This window comes from Candidatus Bathyarchaeota archaeon (assembly GCA_026014465.1).
Lineage (GTDB): Archaea > Thermoproteota > Bathyarchaeia > Bathyarchaeales > Bathycorpusculaceae > JADGNF01.
In genome coordinates, this window is sequence record JAOZID010000010.1 from 117280 (window position 1) to 142805 (window position 25526).

Below are 25526 nucleotides of genomic sequence, written 5' to 3' on the forward strand. Positions count from 1 at the left end.
GGAGCATTTACGGGTGTAACCTTGCTTGTCATCGGCTAAACGCCTTGCAGCATTTACATTTTACTAGCTTCTTTCATCGAATATGTGACATATGAAAGGAGGAGAAAGGAGAAATGAATAATTCACGGAAAATGGCACTTAGTGCAGTAGCAATAACAGTCTTTAGCTTATGCCTCGCAGCAGCAAGCATGCCCCAAGCAAACGCAGTACCAATGATACCCACAATTGACAGTTATGACTCCGCTGGAAACCAAGTGGATGTCTTTTCCATCGGTGAAGACGCCTACGCTCAAGGCAGCGGTTTTTCACCCAACACGCTATACAATGTCTTGGTCTTTGATGACGGTGTTTGCCCCGACCACAGTGACGACATAGAATGGTACACTGGTATGGTAGTTCCAACAGCACGTCTAATTGCTTGTGTTCCCGTTTCCACAGATGGAGATGGCAACCTTCCCTTGACTAAAATAGTTACAAATGTTGGTCCAACAGGGCAAGCTTATGACCTTATGGTTGACGTTAACGGAAACTGTGTATACGATGCTTTCATGGATGCTCTTGACGCTAATGACGATGTTCCACCTTGTGACCTTGGCAACAGCGGCTTCTTTGTAGTCCCTGAGTACAGCTACGGTGCACTCGCAGCCTTAGCAGCTTGCATTGGTGCTTTCGCAATCATAAAACGCAAAGACCTGCACATTGCATAATCTGTGCCTTCAAACGCCAGATACTGCAAACCCTTTTTTCAACCCGTTTTACTCTTTTTCTACATAAACTCTTGAGGGCTCTATATATTACTACGAAATTGCAGATTAACCGTTTCTTTGTATTCTTTGTTTCGGATGCACTGTGACGCATAAACTGGGTGAAACAAACAAGCCAAGCAAAGACAGTTTTGGCAGGCAAAACGCCGAAGACTTGCTGTGCTTTGTTCGAACGCAAACGGACCATATCGTCCACAAAAGAAGGTCTGAAATCCTATGCAGGCACTAGAGCTAAAAAGAAACCGAATCCAGCTCCTTAACCAAATCCTAAACATCTGTCAGCACCCCCAGACGCCCACGGCAATCATGCAAAAAGCCGACCTCACCAAAGAAAACCTTGACGATTGCATCATGCAACTGCAAGATTTAGGTTTTCTATTTTTCGATGTCGCCCATAATGAGTACTTGACAACTGCAAAAGGGCAGGCTTTTCTGGGCAAATGGCGCCAATTTCAAGAACTGCTAAAACCCAACGAACGATGCCTATTCAAAATCCAAACAGAAAAACATTAAAACCTTTTACTGCAAAAAGCAAACCCGCTTAAACTTGCCGTTTTTAACAGGTTATTGCAATCTAAACATGTTTTGTGCGAATTATTTATAACAGACGACACGCATCTATATAGTTAACAGAGAATAAATGGGAACTTCTTATTTTTGAGTTATACATCCTGTTATAAGAGAAAGGGAGATGAAAAGAATTGAATGCAAGTGTAAAATTTCAATGTCCCACATGCAAAGCTGTGTTTGAGTTTGATTGTATAGGCGAACACGAATTCGTTCCTTGCCCCATATGCGGAAACGACTTCAAAACCGCCAAAAAAGGCAAACGCTTAGTCCTTGAACCCTTCGAATTCAAAACCGCACCCATACCCACCTAAACCCAACTTTTCACAAACAAATCGCAACATGAAAGGAGGCAAAAACATGAAAGTAACATGCGCCTGCTGCAGGCAAACCTTCAACGTCTGCACCGAAAACTTTTCCAACTACGAAATAATCTTCTGCCCAAACTGCGCACTAGACCACCAAATAACCAAAAACAACAATCAAGTCACCGTAAAACCTTTACTCCGAGCTTAATGCTTGGGTGGCAATCCCTTGGGCGCTTGAAACAGCGCTGCGCTTTTTGGAAACCCAGCAAGACACCTAAATCAAGCCAAAACCTACCTGTGCACGCAAACTAAACCGTAAAGCCACGACTTCAAAACAAAAACCCAACCTGCTCAATGCAAGTGTTTTGGTAGCCCGGAAGAGATTCGAACTCTTGTCAAGGGCTCCAGAGGCCCCTATGCTTGGCCACTACACCACCGGGCTCCTACCGCACCACTAAAAACACTTCTACGTAATAACCTTAACGTTCTTTCAGCGGCACCTTTCGCCTTTCTGAGTTGGCGGTTTGGGTTCTGGGCTGCTTTTGATGTTTAGCCAAAACGGTTTGCCCCGCAAAAACTCGGTGAGAAACCCTGCAAAACCGGGGTCGCTTTTGTAAACCTCTGTTATTTGTGTGTTAACCAGAACCGATAGGCTTTCACGAAAACTCTTAGCTATAAGTCCAGCAGCGCCTATGTCTTTGCCGCCATCCGCAAGCTTTCTACGCAGCAAATCCGCAGCCCCCGCATTTTTTCGATGCACCTGAACTGCCCATCTGCCCTCTTCAAGGTAAGGACCCGCAATTACCTCGCTGCTGTTTGCGTATTTTTCCAAGAAGCGGCTGCTTGCTTTTTCCCGCGCAAGCGGTGGACCCAAATGCTTCTTAACCAAGGGCAAAACCTGCTCTTCAAGCTCAAAAACAAAAACCGCCAACGCCGCCGCATCACTTGTCCACGCTGCGTCACGCAAAACCTTGAAGTTCGCAATCTCCAACTGCCTGCGCAGGTTTTTTTGGGTGCGGTAGATTTGTCCCCACAGCACATCCGCCACTGCCTCGGGCTTGTTGCAGCAGACAAAGACAAGGTCTGTGCCGCGGTTCTCCACGGTCTGTTGTAGTTTTTGGGTGGTTAGGGGCTGGGTTTTGGGTGGAAAAAAGAACGTTTCGCGGGGGGTTTGCAGAAATGCGCGGCTGGCTGCTACGAAAACGTTGAGTTTGGGGGGTTGCACGGCGGAGGCGACGTTTCTTGCTTTGTCTACGGGGTCAACAATTACCAACGGCTCAGCAAACAACCGCTTCAACTCGGCTTCGTCTTGCCTGTAGTGGCTTTCAATGTCTATGAGTTGTCTGCCCGCGTAGCCTGATGCCGCTTCCAAGACCTCAAGGAACGAGCCGTAATGCAGAACCAACAACTCACACAAATAGCCGCTAAACCCGCCGACTTTAATTTCCGCCCCATACACCCCAATGCCCTTCATGAACTTCTTCAGCAGCCGCACTTCCCCACGCTGCGCCTCATTCAAGTGGGTGTTGATGTAGTTTGTATGAAAAGGCGTTCGGTCCGTTGCGCTTAACCACTTGCCTGGCGTGGCATCGTAGCAGGGCACAATATTTACCCGTGTCCCATCCTCTGTGAACGCTTCCAAGTACGGGTGCTCCGCGTATCTTTCAACCTGCCTTGCGCCCTCCATGGCTTTGCGCGCAATCTTTAGGGTCAAATCGCCTAGTTCATCTCGAGAAACCGTTCGCGGCACACGCATAAAAACATCCACGTCAGGGTCGCCTCCAAGCCACGTATCTTTTGCCACTGAACCCTCCACACGCACATCCGCCACAACCCCCATCTGTTCACAAACCAGCGCGACTTTGTCTTCTAAAGACTTGGCCAAAGCTTCCATTTTGGCTCTCTCAGCCTGCGTAGGCGTAATTTTCTTCAATACGCGTTGGGTGACTTGGCTGGTTTGGGGTTGCATTGTCTTCGCCTTGGTTACTGTTGCTGGTTTGGGCAGTGTTGTTTTAGGGTGGTGTATATGGGTCCTTGGGGTGTTAGTTGGCTTTTTTTGAGGCGTAGGCAGTTCGCGGTTACTGCTCCAAAGTCGGTTTGGGTGTTTTGGGTGACGAACTGTGATAGTTGGGTTTTGTTTCGTGGTGAGCGTACGCGTGCGATGGTTAGGTGTGGGTTGAATCCTTTTTTGTCGGCTGTGAAGCCCAGTTTTTGCAGGCGCGGCTCTATTTGGTTGAAGATTTCTTGGAGTTGCGTTGCGCCTTGGGTTATGCCTGCCCAGAGCACTCGTGGGTAGTTCAAGTTGGGAAACACGCCTAAACCTTTAACCTGCACCGAAAAAGGCGCAAATTCGATTTGCTGCATCTGCTCAAAAACCTTCTCCGCCATGCTCAACGTGATGTCGCCTAGGAACCGTAAGGTTATGTGGATGTTTTGGGGCTCCACAGGTTTTAGGTCTGCGCCTGTCTGCACGGCGAGTTTTTGCCTGTGAGCAAGTTTCTTTTTGACTTCTTCGCTTTCTAAATCAAAAGCCAAAAAAGCTCTCACGAACTCGGACATTTACGGTTTTCCTCACAGACTACTTTTTACAGTTTCCCCTCATAAATGCTTTTTAATTGTGGATGCGGAGTTTAAAAGCGGACTTGGATATGAACTCTGGCAAACTGGTTGTTGGGTTAACTGGCATGCCTGGCTCGGGGAAATCTTTGGTGGTTCAGACTGCGAAGGAGCTGGGTTATGAAGTAGTTACGATGGGCGATGTGATACGTGAAGAAACCGCCAAGCGGGGCTTAACGCTTAATCCTGCTAACGTGGGCAAAGTAATGCTTGAACTTCGAGCAGAAGGCGGCGATGCTGTCATAGCCGAGAAATGCGTGCAAAAAATCCAAGGCAAAGCCGCCCAGAAAATAATTATCGACGGGATTCGCAGCCTTATCGAAGCGGTGACTTTCAAGGCGCATTTTGAAGGGTTTGTGTTGGTTACGGTGTATGCGCCGCCCAAGACCCGTTTTACTCGTCTTTCTGGCAGGGGCAGAAGCGATGACCCGCCAAGCTGGGAAGTGTTTCATGAACGCGACATGCGCGAGTTAGGCGTGGGTCTGGGAAAAGCGGTTGCAATGGCAGAGCAAGTCATAATCAATGACCAAACAAAGGATGCTTTAAAAGAAAAGGTTGTAGAGGTTTTGGGAGGCATAGAAACAAAATGGTTGCAGTAACTGTTCACGTGGAAGTTGAGGTTTCCCCTACTGAGAACGAAGAGAAAGTCCAGCGGGCATTGTTTAACCTGTTTGGCAGCGCACCCGTAGAATCCAAGCCTGCGTTTCGGGGAAGCGTTTTGACAATTGATGCGAAAGGACAAGAAAGCCTTAGCACCCTGCGCAACGTCCTGCGTAGAGACCGCATCCGCGACTCCTCCAGACGAGCCCTGCGCCAACAACTAAAAGGCGACGCGCTGAGTTTTTGCTTAAATAAGCAGGTGGCGTTTGCGGGTCACGTATCGTTTTGCGAAGCCGAAGCCGAATCACCCCTTGGACCCATACGCGTAACCTTGACCTCCCCTGACCTTCGAGAAATAATCGATTGGCTTGCGCCTAAAACCAGCAAATCCTAACGTGAGAGTTTGAATTTGAATGCAAGCGTAACTAACCGCGGCGCGGTTTTACTTGGCAAATCCGTTGCTTGCGACGCATACGACGCGAACATGCCGTTGCGAATCGTTACGCATGCACACGCTGACCACACAGGCGGTTTACGCTGGAGCCTTAGAAGCTGCCAAAAAGTTTTGATGACTCCCGCCACCCGCGACCTTATAGACGCCATAGAAAAACCCTTGGGAGACCGCCTCAAAGACATCCAGACCCTTGAGTACGAGCAGACCCTAGAGTACGACGGAGAAAAAATTACGCTGCACAAGGCGAACCACATTTTGGGTGCGGCTCAGGTCTTGGTGGAAACCGCTGCGGGCGAGCGAGTTGTCTGGACAGGTGACTTCAAACTCGACGAGACCCCCGTTCTAAACTGTGACACTTTGGTTGTGGAATCCACCTACGGCAAGCCCTCATTTAAGCGTCGTTTTGATGTTGACGTACGTGAACTCTTGGTTTCCATGGTTGAATCGCGCCTCAAACACGGCACCGTCTACATCTTCGGGTACCACGGTAAACTCCAAGAAGTCATGCAGACCCTTAGCAAAGCCCACGTAAACGTGCCCTACGTAATGCCCGAGAAAGTCTACAACATATCCAAAGTCTGCCAACGACACGGCATGCAACTAGGCTGCCTCACGCCATCCACCGACAAAGAAGCCAAACTGCTCCTAGACGAAAACCTGCCCTGCGTTGCCTTCTACCACATGAACAGCCGTAGCAAAATCGGCGCAAACAACCAACGAATCTGCGTCAGCGGCTGGGAATTCCGACGCCCCTGCAGACAAATCGGCGAAAACGAACACGTCATCGCCCTAAGCGACCACTGCGACTTCGAAGACCTCATCGAATACGTACGCCAAGCAAACCCCAAACGCGTCATAACCGACAACCACCGCGTAAACCACGGAGCAATCCTAGCCCAAGAAATAAACAAACGCCTAAACATACCCGCAACCCCCCTACCCAACAAAAACCCCCAACAAACCCTCTAAATAGCGTCTGCAGAGGCGGGGAACATTAAAGTTTTAAGGGTCATCGCACTGTAGAAGGTTTGTGACGTTCATGAACAAGTCCTCCGCGATTTCAGGTTTCTACAAGCTTAACCCAAAAGACCGCTTAGAAAAAGTCAAAGAATTTGCAGGTTTAACCGACGAGGAATGCTCTGTTTTGCAGGATACGGGTGCGTTGCCGTTGGATGTGGCTGACCGTATGATAGAGAACGTGGTTGGCGCGTTTCCTGTGCCCTTGGGTATTGGTGTTAATTTTGTGCTTAATGGTTGTGATTATTTGGTTCCTATGGCTACTGAGGAGCCTTCGGTGGTGGCGGCGGCGAGTTACGCGGCGAAGATGGTTCGTGATGGCGGAGGTTTTCACACTAGCAGTACTGCGCCTGTTATGATTGGTCAAATTCAGGTGGTTAACGTTAAAGACCCCAACGCCGCTCGGCTGCGGGTTTTTGAGTCAAAAACTGTGTTGCTCCAGAAAGCTAACGAGCAAGACCCCATGCTAAACTCGGTAGGCGGAGGAGCAAAAGACCTTGATGCACGCATAATCCAAACCAGCCAAGGCACAATGCTCATCGTGGAACTGCACGTAGACTGCCGCGACGCAATGGGCGCAAACGCAGTAAACACCATGGCCGAAGCAATCGCCCCCACAATCGAAGAGCTAACAGGCGGCAAAGTATACCTGCGTATCATCTCAAACCTCGCCGTAAAACGCCTCGCCCGAGCCTGGTGCACCATACCCAAAGAATCCGTAGGCGGCGCAGACGTTGTCGAAGGCATAATTAACGCAAGCGCATTTGCTGAAGCTGACCCCTACCGCGGAGCTACCCACAACAAGGGCGCGCTTAACGGCATCATAGCAGTTGTCTTGGCAACAGGCAACGACCACCGAGCCATAGAAGCTGGCGCCCACGCATACGCCGCAAAAAACGGTTGCTACACCACGCTCACAAAATGGGAGAAAAACGTAGACGGCGACTTGGTGGGTTCCATTGAATTGCCCATGGCGGTGGGTCTTATTGGCGGCGCAGTAAAGACGCATCCAACGGCTAGGGTTGCCCTGAAAATTTTGGGTGTGAAATCTGCTGTGGAGTTTGCTGAGGTTTTGGCGGCGGTTGGTTTGGCGCAGAACTTGGCGGCTCTGAGGGCTTTGGCAAGTGAAGGTATCCAGCGTGGTCACATGTCGTTGCATGCGCGAAACATCGCAGTTCAAGCAGGCGCAACAGGCTCGCTTGTTGACGCGGTTGCAGCGCAGATGGTTAAAGAACGCAAAGTCCGAGCAGACCGAGCAAAAGAAATCCTAAACGAACTCAGCAACTCAACACAATAAAACAAAATTTCTTTTTTCTTTCTTTTTGTTAGGGGCATTTGTCGGTTTTTCTTATTTCCATGCATAGGTGGCAGAACATGGTGTTGAATTCTTCGCGGGTGACTTCTGAGGTTGCCATTTGTTTTGCGATTTTCTCTGCTGCGGTTTGTACTGTTTGCCCGTTTTCTTCGTAGTTGGGGATGCATTTTACTCCGCGTTTGCTGTTGACGTATTGGCTTATGGCTGCTTGGGTGGTGCCAAGTTTTTTGGCGGCTTGGTTTTGGGTCATGTTGTATTTGTTTATGAGTTCTTTGGCTATGAACGAGCGGTAGATGGGGAGTATGTGTCGGGCTACGCTTTCGCATGAGATTGACATTTTCTTCACAGAGGACATAACATGCTTATACTTAAGATATATGGCTTGGAAAAACAAATTTTTTGCATCAAATATTGCTGCGGTGGCGCGGTTGTGTTTCGTGTTTACAGCAACACTGCAGCTAAACGCGCATTTAACGCGTTTAACCCCAACAGACCACATAGTTAACCGTTAATTTAGCGTGAAACCGCAAACAAGACTCTTGCATCACCGAGTTTTCACAATGACGGCTGTTTTGGTTTTATTTGGTTCCGTGCAAGATGCCAATTGACCCAAATATGAAGCGTGGCTTTAGTGATGCGGGTATGAATTCTTGCTGGTTGGTATCTACGTACTTGACGTTTTCTACGCCCCAGCTTCTGATGGTGCTGAGCAGTTCGTCCATGTCGCCATACATTCTTTTTTCTATGAACATGTCTTGGAACGAGAATTTGCCGCCCTTTTTTAGTACACGAAGCGCTTCTTTGATTAAGTCCTGCTTGTTTTGTGCACTGCTTACTTCATGAAACACCAAGTTACTAACTACCGCATCAAAACAGCCATCCTCAAACGGCAACTTCTCGGCGCTCGCCCGTTCAAACTTGACGCGGTCTGCTACGCCCTCGATTTTGGCGTTGTTTTCACAGGCACTCTTTGAGTACTCCCATCTGCCACCCCAGTAATCAATGCCTGTAACTTGAGCCTCTGAAAGCTTTTTAGCCAACATAATTGCAAGAGGACCATTGCCGCAGCCTATATCCAATGCCTTGCCCTTGCCGTTCCAGCCCAACTGTGTAATGACTAACTCGCGGATTTTAGCCTGCAAGTTCCCTCCTGACGGCGCAAACATGTACCGCGCATAAACAAAATATGCCAAACCCGCAAAAACCACAGCTGCACCCGCAATTAATGGCAGATAAAACAACGATGCAACAAGAAACACAACGCCCACGCAGCCTACAACAACAAGCATGCGCACGGCTAACCAGTTACCATAATCAGGTACCGTATTGCTGGTTTTATTCATGGTGGCTCTGCTTTTTCATATTATCTGCAAGTATAAAACGGTGGTGCCCTGTTTGGCAAAACCGCAAAACCTAAAATGCACTACCAGAGGGTGTTTTGAAAAAGTAAAAAGGGTGTGTCGGTTTGTGGTGTGCTTTTACTGTACGGATTCGACACTTTCTACTTCGGGGATTCGCCTTTTCAGGTGTGCTTCAACGCCTTGTTTTAGCGTCATGGCTGACATGGGGCAGCCGACACAGTGACCTTGAAGCCTGACCTTCACGACGCCGCCTTCAACATCGACAAGCTGAATGTCTCCGCCGTCTGCCTGAATCTGAGGTCTAATTTCATCCAAAGCTTCTTGAACTCTTTGCTTCATAACTTCACTCATCAAATATCACATCATCAAACTTTGCTTTCCAAAAGCACCTTTTCTAACAGCAAGAAACATCTTAAAAGCATTACTATGACTCCCGCCGTTTTAACCCAACAATCCCTGTTTATTTTCTCAACTACCGTCTAGAAATGTTAACCTCGTACAAGCTGCCGTCAGTGCTTGGCGTGGCTGGTTGTTGTGGGGCATTTGAAGTGGGGTGGGTCTATGAATTTGTTTTTTGTTTTGCTGTAGAGCTTCCATGCGATGTAGACTGTTATGGCGACTATGATGGCTGATGTTGGGGCTACTTGTGCAAACGGGTTTAGGATTGCGAAGGCGTTGTTGGCGGCGTGCAGAGAAACGGCTAGGACGTAGTAGGGTAGGGGTTTTTTGGTGGCTATGCCGTATGCGGCTATGGCTGTGCTTGCGGGGTGGAACAAAAGCCCGGGTATGCGGTCTATGGGTCTTGCGCCAAGCGTTATGTACGTGATGAATTCGATTATGCTAAAGCCTAGCCCAACGAATATGGCGAGGGTAACAATGGAGCGTTGGGTTTCGCCGTGCCTGTAAAACAGCGGGTACACTTTGGCGAATTCTTCGATAAGCGGGGCAAACACTGCTGCGGATATGAAGAACGCTGAGAATTCGGAGAAGCCTACAAGCAGCCCTGAAGCGTATTGGCTGACAAACAAAGTCAACGGAACACTAAGAATCGCTCCCGACAACAAAAAGAACAGCTGCTCATTAACATCGGGTTTATGAACCGGAATTATCGCTTCATCCGTAGCCATCCAACTCAACCTGCCTAAAAGCTGCCTTCAAAACCGTACGTAAACAGTTGCCCTGACATATTTAATTATTTTCTAACCCCCTCTTTTGGGTTTGTGCGTCCAAAGGGTTATTTACGTTCCCTGCAAAATTATATGACTCCAAGAATGTGACTGCTGTGCCAAAGAAAGAATTCACAAGTTTTGATGTTGCGTCTGCGGTTTTGGAACTGCAAAACACGATTTCTGACACGCGAGTCAACAACATTTACCAGCTTGACCCCAAAACCTTCGTATTCAAACTACACAAAACCAACGCCCCACCCATCCGACTGATTTTAGAAGTTGGTAGACGACTACACCAGACCGACTACGCCTTAGAACCGCCCTCTATGCCCCCAACGTTTTGCATGGCACTGCGCAAATACCTAAGAAACGTCTGGCTAACAGGCATCACACAGTACGAGTTCGAACGCATCGTCGCACTACATTTCAAAACCAAAGAAGGCACAATGAAGCTGGTTTTAGAACTCTTCGGCGAAGGCAACCTCATACTAATAAACGAACAAAACAACATACTCCACGCCTTATGGTATAAACGAATGCGCGACCGAACAATACGACGCAACGAACAATTCCAGCTACCCCCCGCCCGAGGAAAAAACCCCCTAACCCTAACCATAGAAGAACTGACAGAGGAGCTAAAAACCGCAGGGGACACGGCGGTGGTGAAGGTTTTGGCGCGCTCTGTTGGTGTTGGTGGAACGTATGCAGAGGAGATTTTGGCGCGTGCGGGTATTGACAAGAACCTGTCCTGTGGAGCTTTGTCGGATTTGCAGGTGAACACGGTTTTTGAGGGGCTGCAAGAGGTTTTGTCGCCAATTACCCAGGGCAAGCTAGAGCCATGTATCGTGCTCAACGCGGAGGGCGACTTTGACGATGTTGTGCCTTTCAAGCTAAAACGGTACGAAAACGCGCAGGTCAAAGACTTTGAACGCTTCAACGCGGCTTTGGACGAGTTTTACCTGAAAACCACAACCGTAGAAAAAGCAACCGCCAAAGTTGAAACCGACGAGTTTGAACGCGACCTAGAACGCGTTAACCGCGTAGTCGCCGAACAAGAACGGCTAGTAGCTGAAGCAGAAGAGAAATACAACAAAGTAATGCAAATCGGAAACACCATATACGCGCATACCAGCGAAGTGCAGACCCTGCTGACGCTGTTTTCAAACGCCAAACTCCACGGCAAAGACTGGCAGTCCGTCATACAACAGGTCAACGCCGCCAAAGCTGCGGGAACAGCGCCGTTTGTACTTTTCGAATCCTTTGACTCCAAGAACCTAGCCATTAACGTCTGCGTGGATGGCTTGAAGTTTAGCCTGAGTATACGTAAATCCATTTTCGATAACGCTGCAGAGTTTTATGAACGTGGCAAGAAAGCAAAACAGAAGCAGGCTGGGGCGTTGGCGGCTTTGCAAACGTCTCGCAAGCAGTTGGCAAAAGCGAAGGCTCGGTTAGCGGATGCAGAGCGCCTAAAAAGCTTGAAGCCCGCAGAAGTCTTAGAAGAGCTTAACCAGCGCAAAATGAAAAGCAAGGAATGGTACGAAAAGTTCCGGTGGTTCACCTCCAGCGAGGATTTGCTTGTGGTTGCAGGAAAAGACGCCACCAGCAACGAAGTCCTCATCAAAAAGTATGCAAACCCCGACGAAGCGGTTTTCCACGTGGAAATCGTGGGTTCCCCGTTTGTTGTGGTTAAATCTGATGGCAAGGAACCTTCTGAGCAGACCCTAAAAGAAGCTGCCGAGTTTGCAGCCGCGTTTTCCAGAGCATGGCGTGAAGGCTTGGGTTCAGCGGATGTCTACTGGGTCAAACCCGAACAACTCAGTAAAAGCGGGCCATCAGGCGAGTACGTAGCACATGGCTCGTTTATGGTCAACGGCAAACGAAACTGGCTACGCGGAACCCCCCTGCGCATGGCAATAGGCGTAGCAGAAGACGACGAAGAAGACAAACTGGTTTATGTCGGCGGACCTGTAGATGCGGTTAAAGCAAAAACCAAATCGTACGTGGTTCTTGTTCCAGGCGACACAACAGGCAAAGACCTGCTAAGGCAAGTGATGAAAAGCTTAACCCTAAAACTATCCAAAGAACAACGCGAACGCCTAGGCAAAACAACCATAGAAAGCATACGAGAATTCATACCCTACACCAAAGGACGCATCATGCCAACCCGCTAACCCTCTGTTTTTCTGGTTTTCTTGTTTTTGGCTTTGTGGGCGGGTTTTATTCGCAAGGTATAAAACGCTGCTTGTTTGTTTTTGTAGCTAGGGTCTGCCATGAAACGGTCGGTTTTGCTTTTTTGTGTTGTTGTGGCTGTTGCGGTTCTTGCTTTGGGTTCGTTTTTGAATCTGTATGGCGCAGGTTCTAACGCGCATAGGTTGAATGGGGAGCTTGAAGAGTTGCAGGCGGATTTTGATGAACTGCAAACCAAATACTACGACCTGCTGGGCAACCACAGCATGCTTGAGTGGGATTACGAACGCGTTTTGATGCAAAACCCCTACAGCAGTGTCCCTAACCCGTCTAGTTCAGGAGACCCCGACGCGGCTCAGTACCTATCCCGATACCAAGCCCTGCAAAAACTGTATGCCGAACTTAAAACCGAATACTACCAGTACCTTGAAGACTACGCAAAACTCAAAGGACTCGTCGACGCACGGCTCCTGCACGCTAATGTTCGAAGCAACATAACCCCCGACGACCCCGCAGTAGTCGACATAACCTACAGCATAACCGGCAAAGTAGGAAACATATCCGACCCCAACTCGTACTGGAAAGACATCAAAGCCCTCTACGACTGGGTCAACACCAACATCGAATACCGCGAAGACGGCTTGTACCCAGTTTTGCCAAACAACCCCGCCGACGCCGCAACCGAGGGACTGATGCAGACTGACCAGATGGTGCAGTTCCCAAACGAAACCCTGACCCTGCGAATGGGTGACTGTGAAGACACCGCCGCTTTGCTTTGCAGCATGGTACGCGCTTACTTTGACAAGGAATTCTTGGTGGAGTGCATCTGGATAACAGGTGAAAACGCAGGACACGTAGCCGTGGTGATTCCGTTTTCAGGCGAACGAGTCGTCATAATAGACCCCGTACGCGACTACTACAGCCACGACACATTAGGAAACATCGCATTAAACAGCATCTCAACAGAAATCTACAACTGGATGAACATCTGGCGACCCTCCCTAGGCAACGACGTACACGTCTACCTCGTTTTTAGCGACTACATGGACCAGTACTTTGATACAACCGAAGAATACATAGACTGGATGTACAACCGCTAACCGCTTGTTCTTTGGAGAAGTTAGTTCATTTTTCTTCGCAGCTTGGTTAGGACGGTTTCTTCTATCCATTTTTCGCCTTGGATGGTGAGTTTGAATTCGGGTCTGGAAGGGTCAGGTTTGAAGACTTGTCCGCGTTTGGTCATCTCGTTTAGCCGTGCGGGAACCATGCTTTTTATGCCGCTGCTCTCCAGAAGCTTTGTTATCTGCGCCGCGGTGTTTTTGCGGTCGTCTGAAGCATACAAGACAAGACCCACAGCTTCGTAATGCGTCAAGCTCTCACGGGTTACGATGACAGGTCCTTCCGTGGTGGGCTCAACGATGCCTTTTAATTGGGCTCCTGACGGGATAAGGCGGCTGGAAACAAAATCGGAAAGGTTCTCCACAAAATTTTCGGGAACCGACTCAAGCATCTCAAGGATTTCCTGTGCCGAATCCGCTTTGATGGTGACTTCGCCAAAGGGGGTTTTTATGTGTGCTTCAATGCTTTTCATTTTCTGATTTTCCTTTTCACTTCTTCGTCTTTTACGTCTGCCAAGATGTAGACGAAGCCGTCGTTAGTGTTCCAACGTTTCACCAGTCCCTTCTCCACGATGGCTTCAAGAATAGACGGCAAAACCAGCCCTGGATAATCGCGTTTGTTGAATTTCATGGCATCCTTTAACTCTTCTACGGTTCGGGGTCGCCATTTTCCCCAGTCACTCTCCAACGCTTTTAGGATAGCATCTTCGGGGTTCTCTGACGCAGCGATTTTCGGGTATTTCTGGGGAGCGGCTTCTGGCGAAGATTCAGGGTTGTCCACGGCGATGGCAGCAATTGTCTTAGGCTTCACGTTTTCAAACGCCTTGTTAATATCCTCAATCAAAGTGGGCAGAGTCTTCACGGTTTTCATAACATCCCTGTGAGCCCCACTAAGCTCCACTTCATACTCTCCCATCTTGACACGTAACGAAAAACCTTCAGGTTTCTCATCGGCTACTATCTTTTTCTGCTGCAATTAAATCCCCGCTATAGAATAATGCGTTTTCCTTTTTAGGATTTTTGATACAAAGATGTCAAAAAGAAAAACCCCCACAAAAAAGGGTTAGTTGAGTTTTTGTTTGACTAGTTCGGTGACGTAGCCAGGCTTGGCTTTGCCGCGGGCTTTTTTCATGACCATGCCCATTAGCATGCCAAAAGCGTTTTTGCCCAGCTTCTCGACTGTTTGCTTGTTTTCGGAGAGGACACTGTCAACAAGCGCTTCAAGCTCTGTTTTCGAAAGCATCTTCAAACCCAAAGCCTCCACCGCATCAGATACGGCTTTGCCCTCATTCTTGGAAAGCCAAACAAAAACATCCGCTACCGCCTCTTTCGCCAGCTCCCCTGAGCCAACGCTTTGGAAGATTTCGCAGATTTGCTTGTCGGTGACGTTTTCAACCTCGGTGCCGTCACGTTTTAGCGCCTTTAGGCTCTCTGTTAGGAAGACTGCAACGGTGGTGGCGGATATGCCGTTTTGCTTGACGATGTCCTCAAAAAGTGCGGTGTACTCACAGTCCGCAATCTGAACCGCCAGCTTATCGTTCAAACTGTAGGTCTTCATCAACCGTTTTAGTTTAGCTTCGGCAGATTCAGGCAAATTCGCTTTGACCTGCTCCACAAACTCGCGGCTAATCAACGTCGGCGGGATGTCGGTTTCAGGATACATACGCGCGGCGCCTGGGCGAGGTCGCATGTATCGTGTCGTGCCGTCATCCTTGGCGGTGCGGGTCTCGGCGGGTACGCCAGTTAAGAGTTCGCGTGCTCTTTGAGCAACAGCTTTCAACGCATCAGTTGTGTTCTCTGCAGTGTCAGCTACAAAAACCACGGCATCCTCGGGTTCTGCACAAACCGCTTGTCGTAGCGCCTCAACCTCTTCGGCTGTTACGCCGTAATTGGGCATTTCGTCAGTGTGAAATATGCCGCCGACTCTGCCCCAGAACTTGGCGCGGTCAGACAGTTCAGTGCCGACGCGGAAGCTGGGCATCAGTTCGCGTTTGAGAAAGCCCGCGAAGCTTTTGAGTTTGAGGGCTTTGACGGCTCCGTTTTTGTTTAAGGCTTTTTTGATAACTTTGCTGGTGCTACCCTTGAAGGTGGCGGTGACATCGACGATGTCCTCCGTGATGTCTTGCTCGGTTATGCCCTTGCCTGTTAACTCGTCTTTTACGGCGATGAGGTTTAGTTGACGTTGGACCTCGTAATCCACGACGGTAGAAATCAAATCCAGAGCCTGAACCCCCTTAATCTCAATCAACGCGCCATTAGGCAACGACACATTCAAGTCTTGGCGAATCGTTCCTAAGCCACGCATAACCCTGCCCGTATCACGCAGTATGCGCCCAATTGCCAAAGCCACTTCCTGCGCTTCTTGAGGCGAATAAATCACGGGCGCCGTAGCCACTTCAATAAGTGGAATTCCTAGGCGGTCGATGCGGTAACGGATGATTTTGCCGTCTGCTTCGGTGCTGATTTTGCGTGCGGCGTCCTCTTCTAAGCTTGCGGCTTGCATGGGGATGGTTTTGCCGCTAACTGTTATGTGGCCATCCAACGCCACGATGCAGGTTCGCTGAAAACCCGTCGTGTTCGAGCCGTCTATGACTGTTTTGCGCATAACATGAACCTCATCCACAGGCTGCATGTTCATCATCACCGACGCCATCAACACGGTCTCCAAGGCTTCACGGTTTAGCGGATGCGGCGGTTCCTCGTCCATTTCAACTAGGCAGGCGGTTTCGCGGTTTGCTTCGTAGCGGACTTGGACGCCTTTTTGGAACTCAAAGTACGCTGCGGGGTCGATTTGTCCGAGTTCGCTTTGGGTGGGTCGTAGCCTTCTCAGGAAAACGATTTCGGGGTCTTCCTTGAATAGTTGGGGTGGGCAACTGCAAAACAGTTTTTCAGCGGTTGCAAGTTGCTGGTGAATTTCCAAGCCGACTTTCAAGCCGACCTTCGCGTAATCGATGGTCATTTAGATGTCTCCTTCTTCGTGGATTTGCATTTCCTGAGGCAGGGTGCGGGGTTTGAATTCGCCTGCAATATTTGTTTTGAAGAGCTTCTTGGCTTCTTCTACGTCTTGGGTTTGCCCCAAAGTCCACATGAGCTTGACCAGCGCGGTTTCAGGGAACATGTCCTCACAGGGAATCACGCCCAACGCGAGCAGGTCACGCCCCGTGTCGTAAACGTTCATGTTCACACGCCCCCAGATACACTGCGATGCTAACGCAACCAAAACGCCCTGCTTAACGGCATGCTTTATGGCTCCAAAACATCGAGCACTCACGTGACCCAACCCTGAACCCTCAAGCAAAATGCCTTTCACGTCACGTTCAGCATACCAATCAATCACCGACGGGTCAAAACCTGGGTAAAACTTGACTAATGCGGTTTTCTCGCTAAAATTAGGCTTCAAAACCAGCTTCGCCGACGAGTCGCGCTTGCGGTAATCGGGGTTGAGCATGGTTATGTTATTGTCTTTTGTGGTTATGGCAAGGGGTGTGTCGTTTACGGCTTTGAATGTGTCTCTGCGGCTGGTGTGGCATTTGCGTACTTTGGTTCCGCGGTTAAAAATAATCTCTGTATCCGCAACGGTTTCATGCATAGCTACTGCCACTTCTGCGAAGGGTCCATAGGCTGCGGCTTTTACGGCTCCGATTAGGTTGGTTGCGGCGTCCGAGCTTGGTCGGTCAGAGCTGCGTTGGGCACCCACTACAATTACTGGAACAGGCAAATTCTGCAATGCAAAACTTAGAGCCGCCGAAGTGTACGCCATGGTGTCGGTTCCGTGGGCGATGATTACGCCTTTTGCGCCTGCTTCGATGTGTTGTGCGACGGTTTGGGCAGTTTGGGTCCAATGTTGGGGGGTGAGGTTTTCGCTGTAAGTGCTAAACAGAATCTGCGTGTCCACATGCGCGAGGTCTGATAGTTCGGGAACTACGCCGTAGAGGTCGCTTGCGGATATGGCTGAGCGTACCGCGCCGGTGCGGTAGTCAACGCGGCTTGCAATTGTGCCTCCTGTGCTCATAATCACAATTTTTGGAAGCTCAGCTCGTTGGGGCGGAAGCGGCGGGGATGCGAAGCTGGGTTTGGTGCCTTTGCCGATTTTCTCGATCTGTACGCCTGCGTCTAGGCGGATGCCTACGTTGTAGCCGCTTTTCTGCTTGACGACTACGTGTTTTGTGTCGCCTGTTTCCGAGCGGGGAATCAAGATGCCTTCGTAGGATTTGCCTTCGCTTGTGACACGCACTATGTCGCCGACTTCACAGCCAGCCTTAGTAAGAGCTTGTAACGCCTCGCCCTTGTAACCGACATTTTCCTCTGTTTGACTCACTTTTAGTTCCTCAAATTCTTTGACACGTAAACTCCATCACGGCTATAACCCAACCGCATGTAATACTGCTTTGTGCCTAACGCACTAATAACTAAAATCTTCTTTAAATCATACGCTTCCCGCGCTAAACGCTCTGCTTCAGCTAAAAGTGATGCCCCAAAGCCGCGGTGCTGCCACGCCCCCGCCCAGTGTTTGCCCACGGGAACAAGCTGACCATACACATGCAACTCACGCACCACCGCAGACGGAGCCGCCACAATCTCAGGTCTAAACGCCTTTTGTGAGGGCACCCTAAGACGCAAATAGCCAATGAGCACGTCGTTTGCGGGGTCTTCTGCTGAGATGAAAACTTCGGTGCCTTCTGAAGCTTCATATGTCGTAGAAGAAATCTTTACGTTCTCCAAATCTGCCTGCACGCCATCCACGGCTAAGCGGTGACCCACCTCGCGGCAGCGAATACACCGGCAACGTTCACCATGCTCAACGAGTTGTCGCTGGACAATCTGGCGCAGATTCCCGTTTTTCACCCCCGCGGTGATGTACTGGGCGGGGATGTCGCGTTGTACCCGCATGATTCGAACCCACGGCGGAATAAACCTTTTGACCTCGGCGATTAGGTCTGCGGCTTGCTGGGTCGTGTAGGGCTGGTAGGCTCCGTTTTTGTGCCATTGGCTAACTTTGGTGCCGTCTATGACAAGGCAGGGATAAATCTTTATCATGTCGGGCTTGAACGCGGGGTTAGTGAATACGGTTTTGAAGGCTTCTATGTCTTTTTCGCGGTTTGAACCCGGCATACCCGGCATGAGATGGTAAACGATTTTGAGTCCCGCGTCTTTGGCGGTTTGGGTGGCTTGCGCTACGTCAGCTACGGTGTGGTCGCGCTCCACAAGCCGATACAGCGCATCATCAGGGTTTTGCACGCCCAACTCTATGCGGGTTACACCCATGTCCAGCATCGCATCAATATGTGGCTGTTTTGCCCAGTCAGGGCGGGTTTCAACGGTTATACCTACGTTGCGGGTGCTGCTGTTTTCCGCATTCGCTTTAGCTTCCTCTAAACCTGCTGATTCCTGCTGCGTTATAGCATCTAAGCAGCGCTGTATGAACCATGTCTGGTACTCAGGCGGCGTTGCGGGAAAAGTTCCGCCCATTACAATTAGTTCGATTTTGTCTACTTTGTGCCCTATGGCTGTGAGTTGTTCGATGCGGCTGCGGACTTGCCTGTAGGGGTCGTAGCTGTTTTGTTCTCCGCGCATGGCGGCGGGTTCGTGTCCTGTGTAGCTTTGGGGGGCTCCGCGGCTGGGTCCTCCGGGGCAGTACGCGCAGGGTTCGGGTTGTGGACACGGGTAGGGTTTGGTCATGACTGCTACGACAGTGACACCTGAGACGGTACGGGTATTTTTCATGCGTAGAATCGGCAAAAGTTTGACTCGCTCGTCTGGGGTGAGCTCGCAGATGATGTCGGCGTTTGAGGGTATCGTAGAGAGGTGGTTTTTGGCGGCGGCTTTTAGCTTTAGGTGGTTGATGTCGCTGGAGGTAGGGTTAGGCAAAAGCATCAATGTATCTATGATTTGGCGCGCCGTCGAGTCAACATTCAACGTTGATAAACCACCTTAACCGTTCAAACGCTAATAGATAAACCACACGACAAAAAATTCAGGCAACTAAAAGAACAAACCTGTTAAGCGACGGGTACAAACTGAGCATCTAACGTCCTGTGAACATCGGGCAGCAGCAACTCTTTTGTGCCTTTTGGTAAACGCCTCTTTTCTTTTCGCTTGTGCAAACGCGTTTTCGACCCCCCTCCCCCCTTTTCTGCATACAATTAAAATTTGCAGGCTAATCGGTTGGCGGCTTTGGTTTTTGTTGCCTCTTAATGCTTTAAACGTAGTTAAGTTCCAATCCGCTATACCGCGGCAGGGTTATTGCTAAAAAATTTGTTGCTGTGTGAGATAAAGAATTATGGGTGGGCAGATTTGGGTCTGCTTTTTTACATGGGGTTTTGTCCAGCTTTACGCTGCAAAATCACGCGTTTCTCGTAGTTGCGCCTGCTCCTTGCTTTTGGGCTTGGAGAGGTTCTTGGAGTACCCTCGATTTTGGGGGTTTGCGCGCGGACTTTGCCTGCTTTGGATAATGAACCGTGAGTTGGCATTCTTATACACCTGTCTTCACATAAAGCCCAAAAGTCACACTTAAACCTTTACCTGCAGCCGCCGCTATTCGTGGATGTGGTGTTTTGTTTTTGGTTTTGTAATCTAAACTGTAGATTCACAGGACTAATATGTTTGCAGCTGCAATTTAAGGTTAAGAGGAGCGCATATTGAGTGGAAAAAGTGCCTGCAAAGATGCATGCAATGAAACAGGTTACGGTGCGTACATTGCTTCCACAGACTTGCCTGACGCTGCTGAGAACGAATGCTTAGATATTCTTCATGTTGACGATGAACTCGCTATCCTAGATATCACCAAAGAAATAATCGAGTTGGAAGGCAACTTTAGGGTTGACCGCGCGAAGTCAGTTGATGACGCTTTCAACAAGCTTAAACACAAATCTTATGACCTGATTATTTCTGACTATGAAATGCCTGGCAAAGACGGTCTGAACTTTCTCAAAGAGTTAAGGCAAACGGGAAACAAGACGCCTGTTATAATTTTCACGGGCAAGGGACGCGAAGAAGTGGCGGTTAAGGCACTTAATCTGGGAGCATATCGTTACATTAACAAGCACGGCGACCCGCAAGTTGTTTACAAGGAGCTGTCTTCAAGTATCGTGCAAGTTTGCGACCGCGTTAACGCCCACAAGAAACTGTTGAAAAGCGAAAAACAGTTCCGCCAGTTATTCTCGAATATGCCCAGCGGCGTAGCAGTTTATGAAGCAGTAAACAACGGCGAAGACTTTGCTTTCGTAGATTTAAACAAAGCCGCCGAAAAAATAGACCAAGTCGCCAAAAACGAAATTGTCGGCAGAAAAGTCACTGAAGCTTTCCCCGGCGTCAAGGACATAGGCTTGTTTGCTGTTTTTCAGAGGGTCTGGCGTACAGGAAAACCCGAACATCTGCCAGCTGCTATCTACAATGACGGCAGCGACTCAGGTGTATGGCGTGAAAACTGGGTTTTCAAGTTGCCAAACGGGAATCTTGTTGCGATTTATAATGATGTTACTGCCTGCAAGAAGGCTGAAACGGTGTTGAAGCAGAGCCAAAAACGTTTTCGTGAGTTGGCAGATGCTTTGCCTGAAATGGTTTATGAGGCAGATACTCGTGGCGTTGTAGTTTACATGAACCAGCGAGGCTACGAATTAACAGGTTACACAGAACAATACCTCAAAAAAGAAATGCGTTTGTTTGATTTATTCTCACCTGTTGACTCGAAAAAAACAAAGAGCGCAGATGCCGCTTTGTCGGGTCCGCTGCGGGGTGAGTTCTGGGTAAAGAAAAACGCTGGTGACCTGTTTCCTGTTGTGCTGGAAAGTGTGCCTGTTTTTTCCGAAGGTAAAGTAGCAGGCGTTAGGGGTGTAGCTATTGACTTGACGGAAATCAAGCACAAAGAGAAGCTTCTTGAAAGCAAAGCCCAAGAATGCCAAAAAATCTTGGATGGCATTAATGATTGGCTGTTTGTCATAGACAAAAACCACGTAATCAAGCAAGTTAACAAGAGCTTTTACACGGCTTTGAAAAAGAAACCTGAAGACCTTATCGGTAAACATTGCTACGAAGTTGTTCACGGCACAAACAAGCCTTGGGCTACCTGCCCCGCTGTACGAACCTTCGCAACCAACACCATACAAGCCCAAGAGGTACTTGACGACAAAATAGGCATACCCCTGAATGTCATCACCACGCCGCTTCAAAAACAAGACAACGAATCCCCCCAATGCGTCCACATAGCCCAAGACATAACCCCGCAAAAAGAAACCCAAGAAACCCTCAAAAACACCACGCAAGAGAAAAAATGCCAAGAAGAAGAAATCGCTGCCCTACTACAAGGCACATACGCCGTCTTGAAACACCCAAATTACAAAGATGCCATACGCGTCATATTCGAATCCTGCAAAAACCTAACCAAAGCAGCTGCCGGACATATTGCATTGCTTTCAAAGGCCAACTCCGATAGCAAGGTGATTTTCAGCGATTCTGGAAAACTTGGCTCTATATTTGACCCTGACCCATCCACACCCATAAAAGCCTTGCAAAAACAAGCTTACCAAACCCGACAAGCAGTCTACCAAAACGATTTCTCCAAAAACAAAAAACGCAGGGCTTCTCCAAAAAGCCCGCAGATTGACAATGTTTTGTTTGCTCCCTTGGTTATCGAGAACGAAGCGGTGGGAGTTATAGAGCTTGTCAACAAACCTGGCGGCTTCACCAACAAGGACGCCGCAATAGCAAGAGCTTTTGGAGAATACGCCGCCATAGCAGTAAACAACAACTGGAACTGGGAATCAATCAACAAAAAAGAGGCGCTTTTGAGGGCAATAACAAGTTCTGCTGCCGATGCCATAATTCTAATAGACGCCCAAGGAAAAGCTGCTTTCTGGAGCCCTGCAGCAGAAAAAATGTTTGGCTACACGGAAAAAGAGATGCTGGGGAAAATTCCTCACTTGTTTTTGACTCCAAAGAAAGTGCATAAACTCTATCAGAAACAGTTTAAACAATTCCAGTCTTCTCCTAACCAGTCACTTGTAAGTCCGTCGGAGGTTTTAGTGAAAAACAAAGAAGGCACAGAGTTTTACGTAGAGTTTTCCCTTTCGTCTTTCCAGTTTGATGGCAAATGGCATGCCGTTGAAATAATCCGCGACATCACCGAACGTAAAAAAGCAGAAGCCGAAATAGCCTACGCCAAGGAAAAGTTCAGGATGTACGTGGAGAACTCGCCTGTTGCGGTGTTCGTCGCTAATGTCGATGGCAGTTTTGAGTATGCAAACGAGGCAGCGTATAACCTGCTTGGGTACCCCAATGGACAACTGGTGGGCATGTTTATTCCCCAGGTGCTTTTTGACGAAGATGTCCCAGCTGCTCTCAAAAACTTCAATGACGTTAAAGAGGACGGGCATTCAAGAATTGAGCTATCGTTGCGGACAAAGGACCGCAAGCATGTGTATGTGACGGTGAATTCGGTTAGGTTGCCCGACGGGAAGATCATGGCTTTTTGCGAAAACATAACAGAGCTCAAAAACGCTGAAAAGGAGCTGCGGGCAAACCGTGACCAAATGCAGATGATGAACGAAAAGCTGCGTGTAGTAGGCAGTCTGACCCGGCATGACGTTCGCAACAAGCTGGTTGCAGTAGCTGGAAACGCATATTTAATCAAACGCAAAAACAAAGACCAACCCGACACAATAGAGCGACTCACCGATATGGAGCAAGCGGTCAAGGATATTAACAGGATTTTTGACTTCACAAAGATGTACGAACAACTAGGTGTTGAAAACCTTACCGTAATCAACGTCGCCCAAACCATCGACGAAGCAATCGCACTGTTTCCTGCTTTACCCGACTTAGACGTCAAAAACAAATGCCAAGGACTAAACCTTCTTGCCGACTCCTTCCTACGACAACTTTTCTACAACCTAATCGATAACTCCAAAAAACACGGCAAACACGTCAAAAACATCCAGATCAGCTACGAAAAAACCCCAGATGACAACCTGCTCTTGATCTACCAAGATGACGGCGCAGGTATAACCGAAGAAAACAAGAAAAACCTGTTCAAAGAAGGCTTTAGCACCGCTGGTTCAACAGGCTACGGACTGCACCTAATCAAAAAAATGATCGAAGTCTACGGCTGGACCATACAAGAAACAGGCACCCCCGGGAAAGGCGCCAAATTCGTAATAACCATCCCCCAAACAAACCTAAGCGGAAAAGAAAACTATCAAATCCAAACCTAACCTCCTTTTCTACCCTAAAACAATTAGGACCAACAAACAAACCCTTTTTTCGCGTCAAACCCAAAGCATGCCTTCAGTAACAGTTATCTGTCTGAATCGCAAACAACAATTAACACCTCAACAGGAAAACATGCCCGCACACAAACGCAGTCCCCAAGCAGGGGTCGCCGAGCATGGCCAAAGGCGTAGGCTTCAGGCGCCTATCCTGCAGAGGTTCGTGGGTTCAAATCCCACCCCCTGCACCATATGTAATCATTTCAGTTTTTCAGAAGGGGTTGCATGTTGGCTGTTTGGAATTGCTGGAAGGCTTTTTTGTTGTATTGTTTGGTGAGTTGTTGGGTGTAGGTTTGGAGTGCTTTGAGAGTGTGGGCTTCGCCGAGTTCTTTGGAGAATGTGATTTGTAGGGTCCAGCCTTTGTTTCGCATGTAGCCCATGCCTGTGGTGAGGTCGGCTTGTTTGGTGCCCTTTGACGCGGCGCGTTCACAGTGAACTCCCAACTCGGATAGGATCTTGAAGATTGTCTCGTTAACAAAAGACCACATGGCAAGGTTTTTTTCTTTGCCGCGGTTTTCTATGTACGTTTGGGCGTCGACAATGAGCATGTTTGTGTTTTCGTCGAATGTGCCGTAGTGACCCAGTATCCAAAGGAATCTGAAAACGTGTGCTCTTAGGTTTTCAAGTTTGTTTTGCTGAGCAAACGTGTCGGTATCTCGCAGACCCAACGACGAACGCGCTAACCCCGCTAATAAGTCGTGAAGCGCCCTAAACGCTTCAACCTCTTCGCTGGAGTACGGTAGTTCCTCGGGGAAATCCGTAACTTTCACTTTGGGGGTTGGTGCTTTGGCTGGTTCCACAATGTCTTGGGGCTGCAATGTTGCCCGAATAGCTTCCAAGCGTTGTATTCCCTCAAAGGGCTTAACAAAAACGCGGTAATCCTCTTCCTCTAACGTTGCTCCCAGACGTTGCTCCACGGTTTTTCGGTTCCACGCACCCGCAGTCGCCTTCAAAGTATCGCAGGGAAACCGTGTACAGTACGCGCAGTTTGCAATTCCCGTTTTATCTATGCATTGGCGTATCAGGCATCTGCGGTTTGGCAGCATTGACCCCTTGGGAATCTGCTCGTCAGGCGTCTGGCACGTTGGACACGCCGTCCTAATGGGCATGTACCCTAAGATGGTTTTTGCCCTGTTCTTGTACACCTCAAACTCTTCAGCTGACATGCCTTCTCGCGGATAAGGTCCCCACGGACATGAACCGCAGTCTATGCCGCATTTGGAAACAAGACTTGACATGCACTGTCCCTCAAGGGCAAAACATGAGTGCGATACAAAAACCTTTCTAAGGCAGCTACATCACACGATAAGAGCCGCACAAACCTTTAGATACAGCCTAATCCCAAGCAAATACTTTGGTTTTGCTAACTCCACACGGGGCGGTCTTAGGGTTTTTCTGGTTTGGTTTTGTTGGTTAGTTGGCTTATGATGGCGGCTAGAAAAAGGTCAATGCGTTCGTGGGTTTTGCCAAAGTCTGCTATAGCAGTTATTGTTGTGACGGGGGTTTCTGCGGCTACGGTGATTTGGGTTGTTTTTTCGGAGACTGGGTCTAGGATGATTTGTAGGAGGGAACTGTAGGACATGAACGATTTTTTTGTTTTAACTGTGAGGCTGTGCTCTGTCTTGTTGGTTTCTTCTATGCTCCATTTGAGGGCTGTGATTGCTTTGTGCATTGCCGTCCACACTTGATCTAAAGGGTAGTCAGCTTCTACCGCTTCTTTTTCTTTACGCAGATAAGCCATAATATCCACGGCAAAACCAAGAAGCTACAGCTATTTAAAACATACAG

General features: G+C 48.8%; 25 protein-coding genes and 2 tRNA genes. 12 read left to right on the forward strand and 15 right to left on the reverse strand.

The window, feature by feature from the left end; genetic code table 11:
- The first annotated feature begins 113 nt into the window (after window positions 1–113).
- From NWF04_02720 to NWF04_02735, 4 genes are all read left to right on the forward strand, one after another.
- Window positions 114–707 carry a hypothetical protein gene (locus tag NWF04_02720; GenBank protein MCW4005501.1) on the forward strand — a complete coding sequence of 198 codons (594 nt, stop codon included), beginning with the start codon at window positions 114–116 and terminating at the stop codon, window positions 705–707.
- 273 nt (window positions 708–980) lie between these two features.
- A complete protein-coding gene (locus NWF04_02725; GenBank protein ID MCW4005502.1) occupies window positions 981–1277 on the forward strand; it encodes a winged helix-turn-helix domain-containing protein in 297 nt (98 codons plus the stop codon).
- Window positions 1278–1465: 188 nt separating this feature from the next.
- On the forward strand, window positions 1466–1645 hold the full coding sequence (locus NWF04_02730; GenBank protein MCW4005503.1) for a hypothetical protein: 180 nt from the start codon (window positions 1466–1468) through the stop codon (window positions 1643–1645).
- 46 nt (window positions 1646–1691) lie between these two features.
- Entirely contained in the window at window positions 1692–1847 is a 156-nt protein-coding gene (locus tag NWF04_02735; protein ID MCW4005504.1) for a hypothetical protein, read from the forward strand.
- Window positions 1848–2005: 158 nt separating this feature from the next.
- Here NWF04_02735 and NWF04_02740 read toward each other — a convergent pair.
- The 3 genes from NWF04_02740 to thpR all read right to left on the reverse strand — a co-directional run bounded on the left by NWF04_02740 (window position 2006) and on the right by thpR (window position 4198).
- A tRNA-Gln gene (locus NWF04_02740) sits at window positions 2006–2081 on the reverse strand.
- A gap of 48 nt (window positions 2082–2129) precedes the next feature.
- On the reverse strand, window positions 2130–3608 hold the full coding sequence (gene cca, locus NWF04_02745; GenBank protein MCW4005505.1) for a CCA tRNA nucleotidyltransferase: 1479 nt from the start codon (window positions 3606–3608) through the stop codon (window positions 2130–2132).
- A gap of 14 nt (window positions 3609–3622) precedes the next feature.
- The gene (thpR, locus tag NWF04_02750) at window positions 3623–4198 is read right to left on the reverse strand and encodes an RNA 2',3'-cyclic phosphodiesterase (GenBank protein ID MCW4005506.1); all 576 of its coding nucleotides are present in this window, start codon (window positions 4196–4198) and stop codon (window positions 3623–3625) included.
- Between the two features lie 89 nt (window positions 4199–4287).
- Here thpR and NWF04_02755 point away from each other — a divergent pair, with 89 nt between their 5' ends.
- The 4 genes from NWF04_02755 to NWF04_02770 all read left to right on the forward strand — a co-directional run bounded on the left by NWF04_02755 (window position 4288) and on the right by NWF04_02770 (window position 7623).
- Window positions 4288–4854, forward strand: coding sequence for an AAA family ATPase (locus tag NWF04_02755; GenBank protein MCW4005507.1), 567 nt, complete (start codon window positions 4288–4290; stop codon window positions 4852–4854).
- Window positions 4842–5249 (forward strand): hypothetical protein, encoded by a 408-nt coding sequence (locus NWF04_02760; protein ID MCW4005508.1) that lies wholly within the window; start codon window positions 4842–4844, stop codon window positions 5247–5249. Before NWF04_02755 ends, NWF04_02760 begins: the two co-directional genes overlap by 13 nt.
- Window positions 5250–5258: 9 nt before the next feature.
- Window positions 5259–6278 (forward strand): MBL fold metallo-hydrolase, encoded by a 1020-nt coding sequence (locus NWF04_02765; GenBank protein MCW4005509.1) that lies wholly within the window; start codon window positions 5259–5261, stop codon window positions 6276–6278.
- Window positions 6279–6348: 70 nt separating this feature from the next.
- Window positions 6349–7623 carry a hydroxymethylglutaryl-CoA reductase, degradative gene (locus tag NWF04_02770; protein MCW4005510.1) on the forward strand — a complete coding sequence of 425 codons (1275 nt, stop codon included), beginning with the start codon at window positions 6349–6351 and terminating at the stop codon, window positions 7621–7623.
- A gap of 28 nt (window positions 7624–7651) precedes the next feature.
- On the opposite strand, the gene NWF04_02775 is transcribed toward NWF04_02770, so the two are convergent.
- The 4 genes from NWF04_02775 to NWF04_02790 all read right to left on the reverse strand — a co-directional run bounded on the left by NWF04_02775 (window position 7652) and on the right by NWF04_02790 (window position 10129).
- A complete protein-coding gene (locus NWF04_02775; protein MCW4005511.1) occupies window positions 7652–7996 on the reverse strand; it encodes a helix-turn-helix domain-containing protein in 345 nt (114 codons plus the stop codon).
- A gap of 223 nt (window positions 7997–8219) precedes the next feature.
- Window positions 8220–8984, reverse strand: coding sequence for a class I SAM-dependent methyltransferase (locus NWF04_02780; protein MCW4005512.1), 765 nt, complete (start codon window positions 8982–8984; stop codon window positions 8220–8222).
- 135 nt (window positions 8985–9119) lie between these two features.
- On the reverse strand, window positions 9120–9341 hold the full coding sequence (locus tag NWF04_02785) for a NifU family protein (GenBank protein MCW4005513.1): 222 nt from the start codon (window positions 9339–9341) through the stop codon (window positions 9120–9122).
- 170 nt (window positions 9342–9511) lie between these two features.
- Window positions 9512–10129, reverse strand: a complete 618-nt coding sequence (locus NWF04_02790) for a PrsW family intramembrane metalloprotease (GenBank protein ID MCW4005514.1) — start codon at window positions 10127–10129, stop codon at window positions 9512–9514.
- 155 nt (window positions 10130–10284) lie between these two features.
- Between NWF04_02790 and rqcH the strand changes: the two genes are divergently transcribed.
- The gene (rqcH, locus tag NWF04_02795) at window positions 10285–12342 is read left to right on the forward strand and encodes a ribosome rescue protein RqcH (GenBank protein MCW4005515.1); all 2058 of its coding nucleotides are present in this window, start codon (window positions 10285–10287) and stop codon (window positions 12340–12342) included.
- Window positions 12343–12441: 99 nt separating this feature from the next.
- The gene (locus tag NWF04_02800; protein ID MCW4005516.1) at window positions 12442–13458 is read left to right on the forward strand and encodes a transglutaminase-like domain-containing protein; all 1017 of its coding nucleotides are present in this window, start codon (window positions 12442–12444) and stop codon (window positions 13456–13458) included.
- A 20-nt stretch (window positions 13459–13478) separates the two neighbouring features.
- Here NWF04_02800 and NWF04_02805 read toward each other — a convergent pair whose 3' ends face one another.
- The 6 genes from NWF04_02805 to NWF04_02830 all read right to left on the reverse strand — a co-directional run bounded on the left by NWF04_02805 (window position 13479) and on the right by NWF04_02830 (window position 19946).
- Complete coding sequence (locus tag NWF04_02805; GenBank protein MCW4005517.1) at window positions 13479–13949, reverse strand: hypothetical protein; 471 nt, start codon at window positions 13947–13949, stop codon at window positions 13479–13481.
- Complete coding sequence (locus NWF04_02810; GenBank protein MCW4005518.1) at window positions 13946–14452, reverse strand: hypothetical protein; 507 nt, start codon at window positions 14450–14452, stop codon at window positions 13946–13948. The genes NWF04_02805 and NWF04_02810 overlap by 4 nt, the downstream gene beginning before the upstream one ends.
- 87 nt (window positions 14453–14539) lie before the next feature.
- Window positions 14540–16435 carry a Glu-tRNA(Gln) amidotransferase subunit GatE gene (gene gatE / locus NWF04_02815; protein ID MCW4005519.1) on the reverse strand — a complete coding sequence of 632 codons (1896 nt, stop codon included), beginning with the start codon at window positions 16433–16435 and terminating at the stop codon, window positions 14540–14542.
- Entirely contained in the window at window positions 16436–17794 is a 1359-nt protein-coding gene (gene gatD, locus NWF04_02820; GenBank protein ID MCW4005520.1) for a Glu-tRNA(Gln) amidotransferase subunit GatD, read from the reverse strand.
- Between the two features lie 2 nt (window positions 17795–17796).
- On the reverse strand, window positions 17797–19392 hold the full coding sequence (locus tag NWF04_02825) for a tRNA uridine(34) 5-carboxymethylaminomethyl modification radical SAM/GNAT enzyme Elp3 (protein ID MCW4005521.1): 1596 nt from the start codon (window positions 19390–19392) through the stop codon (window positions 17797–17799).
- 392 nt (window positions 19393–19784) lie between these two features.
- Entirely contained in the window at window positions 19785–19946 is a 162-nt protein-coding gene (locus NWF04_02830; GenBank protein MCW4005522.1) for a 30S ribosomal protein S30e, read from the reverse strand.
- 168 nt (window positions 19947–20114) lie between these two features.
- Here NWF04_02830 and NWF04_02835 point away from each other — a divergent pair, with 168 nt between their 5' ends.
- Window positions 20115–23684 carry a PAS domain S-box protein gene (locus NWF04_02835; protein ID MCW4005523.1) on the forward strand — a complete coding sequence of 1190 codons (3570 nt, stop codon included), beginning with the start codon at window positions 20115–20117 and terminating at the stop codon, window positions 23682–23684.
- A 157-nt stretch (window positions 23685–23841) separates the two neighbouring features.
- Window positions 23842–23929, forward strand: a tRNA-Leu gene (locus NWF04_02840).
- 12 nt (window positions 23930–23941) lie between these two features.
- Here NWF04_02840 and NWF04_02845 read toward each other — a convergent pair.
- Both NWF04_02845 and NWF04_02850 read right to left on the reverse strand, forming a co-directional pair.
- Window positions 23942–24976 (reverse strand): DUF3795 domain-containing protein, encoded by a 1035-nt coding sequence (locus NWF04_02845; GenBank protein MCW4005524.1) that lies wholly within the window; start codon window positions 24974–24976, stop codon window positions 23942–23944.
- A 146-nt stretch (window positions 24977–25122) separates the two neighbouring features.
- Complete coding sequence (locus tag NWF04_02850) at window positions 25123–25479, reverse strand: hypothetical protein (GenBank protein ID MCW4005525.1); 357 nt, start codon at window positions 25477–25479, stop codon at window positions 25123–25125.
- Window positions 25480–25526: the final 47 nt, after the last annotated feature.